The organism is Pyruvatibacter sp. HU-CL02332 (genome assembly GCF_040362765.1).
Taxonomy (GTDB): Bacteria; Pseudomonadota; Alphaproteobacteria; order CGMCC-115125; family CGMCC-115125; genus Pyruvatibacter.
In genome coordinates this window covers 403,714-417,644 of record NZ_BAABWK010000001.1, presented here as the reverse complement: position 1 = coordinate 417,644, position 13,931 = coordinate 403,714, and the positions used below count along the sequence as shown (strand labels likewise).

Annotated in this window: 16 protein-coding genes and 1 tRNA gene; 10 read left to right on the top strand and 7 right to left on the bottom strand. The window is 58.4% G+C overall.

The window, feature by feature from the left end; translation table 11 throughout:
- The first annotated feature begins 208 nt into the window (after window positions 1-208).
- Window positions 209-2,251: an RNA polymerase sigma factor RpoD gene (gene rpoD, locus ABXH05_RS02020; RefSeq protein WP_353559547.1), complete on the top strand. Its 2,043-nt coding sequence runs from the start codon at window positions 209-211 to the stop codon at window positions 2,249-2,251.
- Between the two features lie 80 nt (window positions 2,252-2,331).
- On the opposite strand, the gene ABXH05_RS02015 is transcribed toward rpoD, so the two are convergent.
- A complete protein-coding gene (locus ABXH05_RS02015; protein WP_353559546.1) occupies window positions 2,332-2,745 on the bottom strand; it encodes a DM13 domain-containing protein in 414 nt (137 codons plus the stop codon).
- A gap of 284 nt (window positions 2,746-3,029) precedes the next feature.
- Here ABXH05_RS02015 and panD point away from each other — a divergent pair, with 284 nt between their 5' ends.
- Window positions 3,030-3,386: an aspartate 1-decarboxylase gene (gene panD, locus ABXH05_RS02010; RefSeq protein WP_353559545.1), complete on the top strand. Its 357-nt coding sequence runs from the start codon at window positions 3,030-3,032 to the stop codon at window positions 3,384-3,386.
- Window positions 3,387-3,414: 28 nt separating this feature from the next.
- A complete protein-coding gene (locus ABXH05_RS02005; protein WP_348138482.1) occupies window positions 3,415-3,891 on the top strand; it encodes a hypothetical protein in 477 nt (158 codons plus the stop codon).
- Window positions 3,892-3,897: 6 nt separating this feature from the next.
- Here the strand turns inward: ABXH05_RS02005 and ABXH05_RS02000 are convergent, their stop codons facing one another.
- Window positions 3,898-4,464, bottom strand: coding sequence for a carboxymuconolactone decarboxylase family protein (locus ABXH05_RS02000; RefSeq protein ID WP_353559544.1), 567 nt, complete (start codon window positions 4,462-4,464; stop codon window positions 3,898-3,900).
- A gap of 146 nt (window positions 4,465-4,610) precedes the next feature.
- On the opposite strand from ABXH05_RS02000, the gene ABXH05_RS01995 reads away from it, so the two are divergent.
- Window positions 4,611-4,892, top strand: a complete 282-nt coding sequence (locus tag ABXH05_RS01995; RefSeq protein WP_353559543.1) for a winged helix-turn-helix transcriptional regulator — start codon at window positions 4,611-4,613, stop codon at window positions 4,890-4,892.
- Here the strand turns inward: ABXH05_RS01995 and ABXH05_RS01990 are convergent.
- Together ABXH05_RS01990 and ABXH05_RS01985 are read right to left on the bottom strand one after the other, a co-directional pair.
- On the bottom strand, window positions 4,883-5,437 hold the full coding sequence (locus tag ABXH05_RS01990; protein WP_353560967.1) for a histidine phosphatase family protein: 555 nt from the start codon (window positions 5,435-5,437) through the stop codon (window positions 4,883-4,885). The genes ABXH05_RS01995 and ABXH05_RS01990 overlap by 10 nt on opposite strands.
- Window positions 5,438-5,471: 34 nt before the next feature.
- The gene (locus ABXH05_RS01985) at window positions 5,472-6,224 is read right to left on the bottom strand and encodes an SIMPL domain-containing protein (RefSeq protein WP_353559542.1); all 753 of its coding nucleotides are present in this window, start codon (window positions 6,222-6,224) and stop codon (window positions 5,472-5,474) included.
- A gap of 208 nt (window positions 6,225-6,432) precedes the next feature.
- Here ABXH05_RS01985 and ABXH05_RS01980 point away from each other — a divergent pair.
- A tRNA-Ile gene (locus ABXH05_RS01980) sits at window positions 6,433-6,509 on the top strand.
- A gap of 126 nt (window positions 6,510-6,635) precedes the next feature.
- Here the strand turns inward: ABXH05_RS01980 and ABXH05_RS01975 are convergent.
- Window positions 6,636-7,202 carry a CGNR zinc finger domain-containing protein gene (locus ABXH05_RS01975; protein WP_353559541.1) on the bottom strand — a complete coding sequence of 189 codons (567 nt, stop codon included), beginning with the start codon at window positions 7,200-7,202 and terminating at the stop codon, window positions 6,636-6,638.
- A 124-nt stretch (window positions 7,203-7,326) separates the two neighbouring features.
- On the opposite strand from ABXH05_RS01975, the gene ABXH05_RS01970 reads away from it, so the two are divergent.
- The 5 genes from ABXH05_RS01970 to ABXH05_RS01950 all read left to right on the top strand — a co-directional run bounded on the left by ABXH05_RS01970 (window position 7,327) and on the right by ABXH05_RS01950 (window position 12,235).
- Window positions 7,327-7,737, top strand: coding sequence for a hypothetical protein (locus ABXH05_RS01970; RefSeq protein ID WP_353559540.1), 411 nt, complete (start codon window positions 7,327-7,329; stop codon window positions 7,735-7,737).
- 55 nt (window positions 7,738-7,792) lie between these two features.
- Window positions 7,793-8,338, top strand: a complete 546-nt coding sequence (locus tag ABXH05_RS01965; protein WP_353559539.1) for a hypothetical protein — start codon at window positions 7,793-7,795, stop codon at window positions 8,336-8,338.
- A 263-nt stretch (window positions 8,339-8,601) separates the two neighbouring features.
- Window positions 8,602-10,275 carry a PHA/PHB synthase family protein gene (locus tag ABXH05_RS01960; protein ID WP_348138498.1) on the top strand — a complete coding sequence of 558 codons (1,674 nt, stop codon included), beginning with the start codon at window positions 8,602-8,604 and terminating at the stop codon, window positions 10,273-10,275.
- A gap of 51 nt (window positions 10,276-10,326) precedes the next feature.
- Window positions 10,327-11,151, top strand: coding sequence for an alpha/beta fold hydrolase (locus ABXH05_RS01955; RefSeq protein WP_348138500.1), 825 nt, complete (start codon window positions 10,327-10,329; stop codon window positions 11,149-11,151).
- Between the two features lies 1 nt (window position 11,152).
- Window positions 11,153-12,235 carry a TIGR00341 family protein gene (locus ABXH05_RS01950; protein ID WP_348138502.1) on the top strand — a complete coding sequence of 361 codons (1,083 nt, stop codon included), beginning with the start codon at window positions 11,153-11,155 and terminating at the stop codon, window positions 12,233-12,235.
- Here the strand turns inward: ABXH05_RS01950 and ABXH05_RS01945 are convergent.
- A complete protein-coding gene (locus ABXH05_RS01945) occupies window positions 12,224-13,546 on the bottom strand; it encodes a tetratricopeptide repeat protein (RefSeq protein WP_353559538.1) in 1,323 nt (440 codons plus the stop codon). The genes ABXH05_RS01950 and ABXH05_RS01945 overlap by 12 nt on opposite strands.
- Window positions 13,547-13,667: 121 nt before the next feature.
- Complete coding sequence (locus tag ABXH05_RS01940; RefSeq protein ID WP_348138506.1) at window positions 13,668-13,850, bottom strand: PLDc N-terminal domain-containing protein; 183 nt, start codon at window positions 13,848-13,850, stop codon at window positions 13,668-13,670.
- Between the last annotated feature and the right edge of the window lie 81 nt (window positions 13,851-13,931).

The window sequence follows — 13,931 nt, the reverse complement described above, 5'->3', positions numbered from 1 at the left end:
AAGCAAATAGCTCCAACCGGCACGCGGATTGCTCGCGATTTGTCTGTCAGGCGCTTGGCTTCGCGCGCTGACAACGTGGAATCAGGCGCTTTACCCGGCAATCCCTTGCGATTGCAGGGCGCAAGGCGTCGAACGCAACACAAATTACCTGACGCGGCGGCATGGCGATGCCCCGTTTTAGGACGCATATACGGAGTGGCACGACCACATGGCGAGTAAAGCGGCAGCAGCAGAAGCAGAAACCGAGACCCCGGCAGAAGGAGCAGACGGACCGCTCCTCGATATGTCGGACGCGGCCGTTAAGAAGATGATCAAGGCCGCCAAGTCGCGCGGCTTTGTCACCTATGACGAGCTCAACAAAGTGATGCCGTCCGAGGAAGTCTCCTCCGAACAGATCGAAGACACCCTGTCGATGCTCTCTGAAATGGGCATCACGGTGGTCGAGAACGAAGAAACCGAAGACGGCGACGAAGCCGAAGATGGCGACAAGCCCGCCACCGGCACCGCTGTTGAAGCCGCACCCAAGAAGAGCTCCGCTGTCACCACCGGTGGCCGCACCGGCTCCACCCTTGAGCGCACGGATGATCCCGTCCGGATGTATCTGCGTGAAATGGGCTCGGTTGAGCTTCTGTCACGCGAAGGCGAAATCGCCATCGCCAAGCGCATCGAGGCCGGCCGCGAAACAATGATCGCGGGCCTGTGCGAAAGCCCGCTGACCTTCCAGGCCATCATCATGTGGCGCGAAGAGCTGAACGAAGGCAAGGTTCTGCTGCGCGACATCATTGATCTGGACGCAACCTTTGCAGGTCCCGACGCCAAGAAGACCGTGCCTCCCGGATCACCCGGCATTCCCGGTGACCCGTCTGCGCCCGGCGCGCCTGCGGTCAACGACAACAAGGACGACGCCCGCAAGCCGGATGAAAACGGTAATGCCACCGTCGCGCCGGACGATGATGACGAAGAAGACGAAGACGAGGGCGCCAATCTGTCGCTTGCGGCCATGGAAGCCGAGCTTCGTCCGCAGGTCATGGAAATCTTTGACGGCATCGCCAGTGACTACAAGAAGCTGCGCCGCCTGCAGGACCAGCTGGTTGAGGCCCGCCTCAACAGCGACGACCTGTCGACCAGCCAGCAGAAGCGTCTGAAGAAGCTGACCGCTGACATCGTTGAGCAGGTGAAGAACCTGCAGCTCAACAATGCGCGTATTGAGGCGCTGGTTGAGCAGCTCTACGCCATCAACAAGCGTCTGGTCAGCCTTGAAGGCGGCCTGATGCGTCTGGCTGAAAGCCACGGCGTGCCACGCGCTGAGTTCCTCAAGCAGTATTTTGAAAACGAGCTTGATCCCAACTGGGCGCGCCGTGTGGGCCGTCTCAAGGGCAAGGGCTGGAAAGACTTCGTCGGCGAAGAGCGCGACAGCGTCAAGGAAATCCGCACGGAAATTCAGGGCCTTGCTCAGGAAACCGGTGTGGAAATCACCGAGTTCCGCCGCATCGTCAACACGGTGCAGAAGGGCGAGCGCGAAGCTGCCATCGCCAAGAAGGAAATGGTCGAGGCCAATCTGCGTCTCGTGATTTCCATCGCCAAGAAATACACCAACCGCGGCCTGCAGTTCCTCGACCTCATTCAGGAAGGCAATATCGGCCTGATGAAGGCGGTGGACAAATTCGAATACCGCCGCGGCTACAAGTTCTCGACCTACGCCACCTGGTGGATCCGTCAGGCCATCACGCGTTCGATCGCTGACCAGGCCCGCACCATCCGTATTCCGGTGCACATGATCGAGACGATCAACAAGCTGGTGCGTACGTCACGCCAGATGCTGCACGAAATCGGTCGCGAACCGACGCCGGAAGAGCTGGCAGAGAAGCTGTCTATGCCGCTTGAAAAAGTGCGCAAGGTTCTCAAGATCGCCAAAGAGCCGATCTCTCTGGAAACACCCATCGGTGACGAAGAAGACAGCCACCTGGGTGACTTCATCGAGGACAAGAACGCCGTCCTGCCAATTGATGCCGCGATCCAGTCCAACCTGCGTGAAACCACGACCCGGGTTCTGGCGTCGCTGACACCGCGCGAAGAACGCGTCCTGCGTATGCGCTTTGGCATCGGCATGAACACCGACCACACTTTGGAAGAAGTGGGCCAGCAGTTCTCGGTCACGCGCGAACGTATCCGCCAGATCGAAGCCAAGGCGCTGCGCAAGCTCAAGCACCCAAGCCGGTCCCGCAAGCTGCGGTCGTTCTTGGACAACTAGGTTTGTCTGCGACCTGAAGACACAAAAAACCCCGATGGTGATTTCACCATCGGGGTTTTTCTTTGTCTGATTGCGGGTGCCTAGAGGTTGGCGCCGCCCCAGAAGACAGAGAACTGCTCGCAGTGGATGAGCACGGATGTATAGGCGTCGGTGCTGAAGTCTGCAGGCAGTTTGTATTCCTGGGCACCGGATGTGCTGTCGAGCTTGGAGACGAGGACGGCATTGTTGGTGGCGGTGTTGTCGCGCACGTCGTTCACGTCCTGCTGGGAGAGGAAAATCTTGAGGTCGGGGGCGTTGCTGGTGCGGAAATCATCGCTGAGCACGATGTAGGCACCGTCGTCGCGCGTCTCGATGGACCAGGAGCCGTCCAGCGGCTTTTCTGCCACGTCAAAGGCGCGGGCAGCGTTATGGGTGTCGGCGGAGGCGGGCAGGGCGACGGCGAAGAGGCTGGAGACGGCAATGGCCGCAGCGGCAAAGAAAGTCTTGAAGGTCATGATGTGTCCTGACGTCTTGATGGTTGGTGATGGCGGGTCTGCGCGGTGGGCGGCATCCCTTGATGTCTTGTCTGTGGTCAGGAGATAGGGGGTGGCTGGATCACACGCGATGAAACAGGGCGTGATGTTGCCGTGAGGTGCGCGTTACCGGGTGGGACTGCTCAAGAAATGGCGGTTTTGGGGTTCAAATTCGCACATCTGTGATGAGTGGACTTGGCCGCCCGACAGGGGTAAAACCCGGGCGGTTGTCTCGCAGGTGCGAGATGAAAATCCGGGAGTTTCCCATGTTGCTGACCATGCTGAAGGCCAAGCTGCACCGTGCCACTGTCACCGGCGCGGACCTTCACTATGAAGGCTCCATTGCCATTGACCGTGATCTCATGGACCTCGCGGGGCTTCTGCCCAATGAGCAGGTCGATATCTACAACATCGACAATGGCGAGCGGTTCACGACCTACATCATCGAAGGCGCGCGCGGCAGCAAGGTGATTGCGCTCAATGGCGCGGCCGCCCGCAAGGTATGCGTTGGCGACAAGGTGATTATTGCCGCCTACGCCCAGCTGGATGCGGATGAAGCCCGCAATTACAATCCGGCGGTGGTGTTGCTCGGGGACGGCAACGAGGTTCAGACTGCGGCGTAGATTCGTTTCCTCCACTGGAGAACGCCCGATGCGCCCGCTACTCGCTCTGTTTGCCCTCACGATTTCAATCAGCCTTGCTGCGTTTGTGCCCCAGGCTCACGCAGAAGAGGGTACCGCACAGGGTCAGCCTGCCTATGCGGCAGCCTATGCCCCTGAAGCAGCGTTTGAATCCTGCCGGGGCACCCGCGCGGCCGAGGCGATTGACTGTGCGCTCAAGGCCTGTGCGGATGCGAGCGGATACCCCGAGGACTGCTACATCCTTGCAGCCTGTGATGCGGGTGGCTGGGTCGGCGTGATGGGCGTCATGCTGCAGGAAATCCACTTCACCACCGTCACCTGCGGGTCTCCCAACCGTGAAGCTGTTCTCGCTGAACTCAAGGCCCGGTGTGCCGGCCACCTGCCATACATGCAGGAATGCTGGGTCTCAGAGCTGATCCCGCTGCATGAGGCCAAGGCCGAAGCAGTCGAGATCAGCTGGACGGCTGAGAGCGTATTGCAGCCTTAAGAGTGGTCACGCGGCGTCAAAGCGTGCGCCGAACTCTTCCATGTCCAGATTGAACGCCCGGCAGCAGAACGAAATGGTGTGGTAGTAGCCTGCCAGAACCACCAGCTCGATGATCTGTTCGTCTGAAAACTCAGCAGCAAGGTCGGCCCACAGCGCGTCATCGATGGTGCTGGTGTCATGCAGGGCGTCCGCCATTCGCAGGATCAGTCGATCATTTTCAGTGTCCCAGCAGGCATCCTGCGGCGTACCGCGGATAATGGACGCGGACTGCTCTTTGGTGATCGCCACGCGGTCGCCAAAGAACGTCATGTGCACGCCCCACTCATATTCAGCGCCGCAGCGTGCCGTCGTGCGATCAATCATCAACTCGCGCTGGCGCAGGGTCAGCGTTCCCTTGTCGAGCAGGCCACCGCTCATCATGCGCTCAAACACGCGCGGGTTGCGGGCCAGCGTTGTGAACAGGGTGAGAGGGGGCACGCCGTCGGGCATGATTGCGTCCAAGCGTTTCTGGATTGCGCCGTCATAAGGCGGACGCAAGGGGGCAAGCCGCGGGGCCTGTGTGTGTTGAGCCATCGGAAGTCTCCATGCTAGGGTGCTACGTATTTTGTAGCGTGCTATGAAAATAATAGCGCTACCGATTTTTGCAAGGAAAATTCGTGTCGCCTTCAAGCAAGCTCCCGCCCAGACCCGGATCCCCCGTTCGCGGGTCGCAGACCGGCATGCCGATCATGGCCCTGCTCGATATGCTGGGGCGGCGCGGCGCCTTGCGATTGATCTGGGAGTTGCGGGAGGGGGCGCTGACATTTCGTGCGTTGCAGGAGGCAGCAGACCTGAACCCGTCCACCCTCAATGCGCGCCTCAAGGAGCTGCGCAGCGCACGGGTCGTGATCCTGGGAGACCAGGGCTACAGCCTGACGCCGGAGGGCGCCGATCTTCTGGCCATGCTGCTGCCACTTCGCCTGTGGGCAGAGCAATGGGCAAATGAAACGGATCAGACGTAGCCGTCTGCCCTGCCAACATCGCGCCAGCCAATCACGCCGTCTTCGATTGTGAGTTTGATGACGTGCGGGTTTTTCAGGCTTTGCCAAAAGCCAAAACCCTCCACATCGTCCAGATCGCTGATGAGCGAGGCAATGGCGGCACCGTGGGAGCATGCCGCAATGGACTGACCCTCGTGCGCTGCACTCATCTGCCTGATGGCACCTTTGACGCGGGTGCGACACTCCGCGAGGGTTTCACCGCCGGGCAGACGCAGAGTGTCGTCGGCGAAGCTGTCACGCAGCGCTGACACGAAGTCTTCAATCAGGATGTCGGCAAGACGCCGTTCTCGCAGGTCATCGAGGATGTGTGTTGTGTGACCCATCAGGTCAGCTGTCGGTGCCAAGGTCTGCTGCGCCCTTAAGAATGGACTGGCATAGATATGATCTATGCCCTGGGCTTCCAGAAAGGAGGCCAATGCGTCGGCTTGCCGTTCACCCTCATCGGTGAGGGGCCAGTCAGGCTCCGGAACGCCAATTGGCTGACCCGCCTTTGCGTGGCGGACCAGCCAGATCGTTGTTGTGGCAGAGGGTGCCAGCGACCTACTCGAGTTCGATGACGATGTTCACGTTCGAGCGGATTTCCTGTGTGCCGGCAGCAACCGGTACGGATTTCGCCGACTCGTCCATCGCCATGGAGCGCATCATCATCGGCTGCGGGCGATAGCCGCCATTCTCGCTGATGGTCATGACCGGGCCGAGATTGGCACCAGCGGTCCCAGCAAGAATGGTTGCGCGGCGCAGGGCGTCCTTGACGGCAATGCGGCGGGCTTCATCCATGAGGGATTGCGGGTTTTCAATGAAGAAGTTCACGCCATTCACGTTGTTGGCGCCGGCTGTCACCAGCTCATCCAGCACACCACCCACATTGTCGAGGTCACGGATGATGACGGTCACGTTGTTGGAAGCGCGGTAGCCGACGATCTTGGGATCTTCGTGGCTGCCGTCGGGCTTGCGGGGGGAGTGGGAGTATTTGGCATTGATGGAGAAGCCGGACGTGCGGATGTCTTCTTCCTTGATACCGGCCTTCTTGATGGCCTCAAACACCTTGGTCATTTTTTCGGTGTTGGCGGTCAGGGCTTCGCGTGCCGTCTTGGCTTCCGCCAGCACGCCGGCATTGACGCTGGCCGTGTCCGGCTTGGCGGAGACGGAGCCTTCACCCTGAACAGTGATGGTGCGCTTTGGCTCTACAGTCTGCGCATATGCGGCAGGGGCTGCGAGCATCAAGGCTGCAGCAAAGGCTGCGGCCAACGAGGCAGGATGAGCAATGAATTTCGGGGAAATACGGGCGCGCATGGGCGGCCTCCTGTTAAGTCGTGAACGCTTCTTGTCATGTGCCGGGCACCGGCGAACTGGCAACCACTATCATGTCTGATCATGTCAATAATGCGGATCAAAATATGCCCGCATCATGACGGTTTCGCGCCCCCCATGTGATCTGCTATAGGCCCCTTGGTATGGCGCAGCCCGCACTGATGTGTGCAGGCCCCGCCATGCGACGGTGGGGCCGGTAGCTCAGCTGGTTAGAGCGGTCCGCTCATAACGGATTGGTCGCAGGTTCAAGTCCTGCCCGGCCCACCAAATTTCCTACTGGCTGCCGGGGATTTTCTCCACCTGACGATGCACCCAAAAAGAATCTTCCTATTTTGGGTGCAGACTGGGTGCACTGAGACGCGGCAGGGAACATGTGTACCTGTTGCAAGTCTGTCAGTCGGAGACAGACCTTTTGCGCTTGTAGTATTCCCTCGCCTTGTGGCGTGATCCACAAGTCTTCATGGAGCACCACCGTTTCGTGCGACTGCGGGTCGAGTCATAAAACGCCCAGCCACAGCTCTCCAGTTCACAGCACTTCAGGCGGTCCCATGTGCCGTCCTGCTGGCCTTCCAGTATTGCGCCGACAAGCTTGCCCAGGGCGTGGTCGAATGGGTGACGGCCTGACACAAACTGAATATGGCCTGACGGAGCAAATTCCGCATGGAAGGCAATGTCAGCAAACAGATCGTTGAGGGGCTGAAAAAGTGTTTCATCGAGAATCCAGCTGCGTAGGTCGCTGCGGAACTTGATGAGTTTTTGATGTTGGTCTTGCTTCAGCTTTTGGGTGCCGTCCCAAAGAGACGTGTTTCTCAGCCATGCCTCTGCTGACTGCGCTGTTTCCAGATCATCAATGTTCAGTTCCTCAGACCACGTGTTGAGAAACCCTTCCACCAGGATGAGTCCACCGGGGGCAGGGGGAGTGCCGACTCTGAGGTCTGCAACGGCTGCTTTGTTGTCCATTGAATGATTGTATCACCATCTATTGCTATTAGGTGGCAATTCATGAAATTACCATCTATAACATATAGATGGTAATAATCTGCTGGGCGTTCTTGCTCCAGCTTGCCGCTATGAGGGAACCAGCATGAAAAGAAACAGATGGGTGAATCTCGCGGTGGTCGGAGCCGTTCTGGCGCTGATGCCGATTGGCGCAAGTCATGCCGAAGGGGAACGCGTGCTTACCGCGGCGGAAATCTCCGATGCCCTGGCGGGCAATACTTTCTCAGGGGTCTTTGGCGAGGAGAACACCCGGTACGCGCAGCGCAATCATCGGAACGGAATGGCTGTCGTCAATATTGAGGGGACACCAGCGCGTCTCATTCCGTGGTTCGTCGAAGAACCAGGCTCCTATTGTGAGGACTGGGCTGAAAGTGGCGTCATTTGCTACCGCATCAGCCGGGATGACTCCTCAGGAAAGCACTTCTTCCAGCGTCCCAACGGAACTGTTTCAGAGTTCGTCGTGCAAAAGGGATTTCAGCCTTTCACTTTTGAATAACGTGCCGCTGCCTTGCCTTGCGCAAATGCACATCTGACAAATCAGGAGTCGATTGATGTCACTCAAGATACCAAAAGCTAACAATGATCCGCTGGTCATCGCTCAGGCTTATGCGGACGGACCGGGACCCAATGGAAGTGATTTTGATTTCTTTCTGGGTGAATGGGACGCCAGTGTCATTCGCTATGCAGACGACGGCGGTATTCTACTCGAGCATGAAGCAAGCTGGACAGCGCAGTCGCTTTTTGATGGGCGAATGATCGAAGATCGTTTTGTTCCCAACACCTCTGAGGGTGACATTGGGGCTGTTGTGACACTGCGTACGTACTGCGTTGCCTCCCAACAATGGGAGATGGTGTTTTTATGGGCTCAGCAACCGGTGCCCGGGCTGAAAAATTTCGTCGGAAACATGATCGACGGTGAAATGCGTCTTACGGGCGAACAGGTGGTGCCGGACGGGCCGGTTGTTCACTCGCGCATCCGGTTTTTCAAAATCACCGCGAACTCACTGTCCTGGGAACACACCATGAGTGTCGACGACGGTGAGACATGGCATCCGCACTCGTTGATGGATCTGCGCCGCCGATCACCCCAAACCTAGGGGCTTACCAGGCGAGCGCAGCTCTCCCCGAGGTACCAGTTGTGGCATATCCTGGTTTAGACTCTGTCCAGCCCACCACATCTCCTCCCACACCGCTGTGTGGCGGCTCTGTGCATGGAGATTTTTGTCAAAGCGCGAAGTTTGACTTAGCTGTGCGCGTCAGAGGAGAGTTGTTCTGCCAGACTGTTGTTGTGGAAGAACCTAGCCAAACAAGGCAAGCGCATGACAACGGTCCCATGTTTGGTAAGTCTCAGGGGATACCAATGGTCAAGAAGAGCGAAATCGCCAGTACGGCCTCAGAAAGTCCAAGCGCGCTCAGTCCGCTTGTGGGGATCAACCAGCAGGATCTGATGGCGGCAGCCGGGTCTATTCTCAGCGGTGCCATCCGACATCCCTTTACGGTCATGAAGCATGGGGGTGCGCTAGGTCGAGGCATGGCTGATGTTCTGCTCGGTCTGGATGACAAGAAGCCCAATCCCAAGGACAGACGGTTTGCTGATCCTGCATGGACGGGCAGTCCGCTGCATCGACGTCTCTTTCAGGCATGGGAAACTCTGGCTGACCAGGCCGATGCACTGGTGGATGATTTCGGGTTTGAAGGCTCTGAGAAGACCCGCACCCAGATTGTCACCCGCATTTTTACGGATGCACTGGCACCATCCAACACGCTGCTCAATCCTGCTGCCTTGAAACAGGCGATCGACACCGGCGGTGCATCGCTCCTCAATGGGGCGAGCAATCTGGTCTCGGATGTGCGGACCAACGGCATGTTGCCACGCATGGTGGATACGGAGCCGTTCAAGGTCGGCGAGAATGTCGCCAGCACCCCGGGGTCGGTTGTTTATCGCACGGACATGCTGGAGCTTATTCAGTACACCCCGCAAACGCCGAAGGTGTATGCGCGGCCATTGCTTTTCATTCCGCCGCAGATCAACAAATTCTATGTGCTGGATCTCTCGCCTGAAAAGAGCCTGGTCAAATATCTGGTGTCGCAGGGCCATCAGATTTTCGTGGCAAGCTGGCGCAACCCGCAGCCTGAACATCGCGACTGGGGTCTTGGTGATTATGTCACCGAACTGGATCAGGCCGTTGATGCCATTCTCAAGATCACGAAGTCAGACAGCCTGAACGTGTCGGGCGGGTGTTCCGGCGGCATCACGCAGGCAGCATTCCTCAGTCATCTGGCGACCAAGAACGATAAGCGGGTCAACTCTGCTACATTCTGGGTCTGTGTGCTGGATCCACAGCCCGATGACAGTGATCTTGGGTCACTGATTTCACCATCAAGTATCGAGATCGCGCGCAATCGCTCCAAGTCGAAGGGCGTCCTGACGGGGCGTGATCTGTCGACGATCTTTGCGTGGCTTCGGCCCAATGACCTGATCTGGAACTATGTGGTCAATAATTACCTGATGGGGCGCAAGCCGCCGGCATTTGATGTGCTGTTCTGGAATCAGGATTCGACCAATCTCAGTGCGCAGCTGCACTCGGACTATCTCGATCTCTACATCAAGCGTCCCTTCGTGAACCCGGGATCCATGGACCTGCTCGATCAGCCGCTGGACATCAGTCAGGTCGACATGGATGCCTTCATTGTGGCGGGGACGACAGACCACATCACGCCGTGGAAGGCGTGCTATCGAACAACGACAATGCTCCCGGGCAATATCGAGTTCGTGTTGTCCAACAGCGGGCACATTCAGTCGATCCTCAACCCACCGGAAAACCCCAAGGCGAAGTATTTCACCAACCCGGATCTTTCCGGTGATGCGGATGAGTGGCTAGAAGGGGCGGAAGCGGTTAATGAGTCCTGGTGGGTGCGTTGGCTTGGCTGGTTGAATGAGCGGTCAGGCGAACAGGTGCCCGCACCCAAAAAGGCTGGTGACCGCAAATACCGTGTGATTGAAGCCGCGCCGGGCAGTTACGTGTTTGACTAGCTGCCCGCCACCGCTGGATGCATACAACACACCCAGAAGGGCAGGGTTCTATTGACCGACATTGTGCCAGAGATACGTCACATCAAGTCCGGCCGGATTCGCTTCAAGACGGCCACATGGCATGGCGCGGATGAGGGTGAAGGCCAAGGTCAGGGCGAGCATGTGCCTCTGCTTGTCTTCAATGGCATCGGCGCCAATCTGGAGCTGCTGGCGCCTCTGGCAGACCACCTCACCGGCCGGACGATTATCGCCTTTGATGCACCTGGTGTTGGTGGCTCTGAAGAATCGTCGTTGCCGTATCGTCCCTGGATGCTCGCCCGGCATGCTCGCAATATTCTTGATGAACTGGATATCGAGACGGTTGATGCCATGGGCATCTCGTGGGGCGGGGCCATGGCTCAGCAGTTTGCGTTCCAGTATCCAAAGCGGGCGCGCCGGTTGGTGCTGGTCGCCACCAGTGCCGGTGTCCTGATGGTGCCGGGGCGTCTGGGGTCCATCGCCAAGATGGTCAATCCACGTCGCTATGTGGACCCCAGCTTCATGCTGAAGAATTTTACCAAGCTGTATGGCGATGACATGCGCATTGCGGATGATCATACGAGCCGTCTTACCGCGCCGACGTTGCGCAGCTATCTCTATCAACTGACCGCAGGTGCCGGCTGGACCAGTGTGCCGTTTCTGCCCTTCCTGAAGCAGCCGACACTTGTCATGTCGGGTGACCGCGACAGCATCGTTCCTGCGGTCAATGGTCGTTTTCTGGCGAGGCTTATTCCCAACAGCCAGATGGAAGTCATCGAAGGCGGGCACTTGTTCTTGCTGTCCAACCCTGAAGCTGCCATTCCTAAAGTTCGGGATTTTCTGGAACAGGCAGTCTGAAATGGCATTGCAGCTCGTCGAGGTGACCGCTGATCACGGACATGTGGATACGCTGGTCGCACTGGGTGAGCAGCAGGGCGCCATGGATATCTATGCAGACGAACGTAGTCAGATGGACCGGTGTCTGGTGCGCTTTGTCATCTCCACCAAGCGCGTTCAGGATTTGCTGGATGCCATTCAGGCGGCCATTGGGGCACAGGCCCATTGGCGCGCCGTTGTGTTGCCGGTGCAGGCCAGTGTTCCCGTGCCGGCTGACGCTGCAAAAACACCAAAGTCGGATGACGAGAGCCGACGGTTTTCCCTGTCGTCGATCACTGTCAGCCGCGAAGTGATCCTCAATGAGGTCAACAAGGGTGCGCGGCTTGATCTCAATTTTCTCATTCTCACCGTCCTGTCCACCATCACGGCGGCCATTGGTTTGTTGACGGACAATGTGGCCGTGGTCATCGGCGCCATGGTGATTGCACCATTGCTTGGACCAAATCTCGCTTTTGCATTTGCCGCGGCCATTGGCGACCGGCAGTTGATGGGACGGGCGTTTGGCACCAACGCCATCGGCATCATTATTGCCTTTGCCCTTTCCATCACGATTGGTGCCTTATGGACGGGCAGTCTGGACTCGCCCGAGCTGTTGAGCCGTGCGGTGGTCGGGTTCGACAGTGTGGCGTTGGCGCTTGCCGCGGGGGCTGCTGCGGTTCTGTCTTTGACGACCGGCCTGTCTGCGACGCTGGTGGGCGTGATGGTCGCCGTGGCGCTGCTACCTCCTGCGGCTACCTTCGGGATCATGCTGGGCGCGGGCAACATGGATGCAGCCGCAAGCGCTGCCCTGCTGCTTGCAGTCAACATTGCCTGTGTGAACCTGGTGGCTCAGATCGTTTTCGTGGCGAAAGGCGTGGGGCCGCGCACCTGGGCTGAAAAGAAAGCCGCCCGGCCCGCACGCTACATCAACGTCACCGTTTGGCTGCTGACGGTGCTGATCCTGTCTGCTGCTATCTGGTATGCGCGTGAAAGCGGCGGTGTCGCCACCGATCAGGGCTTTACGTCGCCGGGAGCCGCAAGTGCCATAGGCCAGTCAGCCAATTAGCTGCGCACGGGCGATGAAGGACCGGTTGACGGGGCTGAGCGGTTTTTGTGTCAGGCGCTCGTGAGCGAGTGCTTCAGCCGTGCCCTGCATGTTGCCGCGCAGGGCCGCTTCCATCAGCGTCCAGTCAATGACATCCCGCTGGGCGTGGCTGCCGCCATAGGCATTCACGATGTACCGCGCGGGATGAAGCAGCTCGACGGCGGCGGCATAGTCGCCCTTCTTGAAGGCCACAAAACCCTCGATCAAAGGCAGTCCATAGGTATGCCACCAGCGTCCGACTTCGCTGACATCAGTGGCATTTGATCTGTAGTCCGCAAGCAGGTCGTCGACATCGTTCATTCTGTCTGCGCCCAGATAGGCCATAGCCGCATGCAGATCGTTGAAGGGATAGAGCGCGCCGTCGGCGTGTTCCTTCCAGGCGTCCGCTACTTCCGTCCATCGCGGGCCTGTATCAATCCGCTGAAGGTCAAACCGCCAGAGCAGGGCAGCGGCATCCACGAGATCTACGGCAATGGAGCTTGGCTCACCGCGCACGTGGTCGTCATAGAGCTCCAGTGCCTCGGCGTTTTGTTCGATATCCAGATGGAACAGGGCACGGTGCCACCAATTGTGGACTTGGAAGAAGTTTCCATCGTCGGCCCAGTGGGGTTCGCGGGCAATCATCCAGCCGATGCCGTCTTCCGCACGGCCCTGCATTTCCATGACATGAGCAACCGCATGATGCGCCCATGCGTCGGCGGGGTTTTGCGCAATGGCTTCGCGGCCTGACGCTTCAGCTGCTTCGTAGTCGCCGGATTCCTCCAGGCCAAAAGCATGCATGCCAAGCAGGAATGAACGTCCGTGCATGTCTTCAGGCCATTGCGGCAGCGCGCGGGAAATGCGATCGCGCAGATCGCGGGCATTGGCCCGGAAGAAATCAATCAGGTGGCCTGTCTGAAGGGCAAGAATGTCATGGGGCCAGTCCATTGAATGTCGATCAAGCTGGAGAGCTGCCTTGGTCCAGTCGCCTGCCACCACATGGGCTGCGGCTGCGGCATGGCTTGCCTCACGCTCATCCAGTGAGAGCGTCGACACATGCTTGAGGATAGATGCGGCTTCTTTGGTGGCGCCGGGTTCTGTCGCGGTTGCGTACATGTGCGCCTTGAACAGATGCGCCATCGTGAAGTCCGGAGCGGCCTCAATCGCAGCGTCCACCTTGGACACCGGATCGCCGGCATACCGGTTGAAATCGTCAATGGCGTCGGCAAAAAGCTTGGCTGCTTCGGCGGTAGCATTGTTGAGGGAGAGGCCCTGCCTGTCAGTCTGCATCATGTGTTCCTGCGTTTGTTCGGTTTGGGGAGTCTATGTCCGCAAGCTGCATTCTTCGACCAATTACCTCACGGGTAGAGGCCCGTTAGTCCGTCGGACGGACGGTGCAAACCGGTGCTTTGCGTTATCCGCGGGGGCCGAATATCAGCCATGCAATGAGGCCCAGAATAGGCAGGAAGAGCAGGGCTGCAACCCAGATGGCCTTGCCAAGCGCACTGGCATTGGACTGAAAGACCTTGATGATCGCCCATAGCAGGACAACGAACCATATGAGGCTGAAGATGCCCGTGACTTCTAATCCAAGCATGTGGTGTTCCCTTTCGTTTTTCTTGTGTGCCGGTATGCTTTGGAAGCATCACGGCGGTTGGTCGTGAATACCATATGTGGG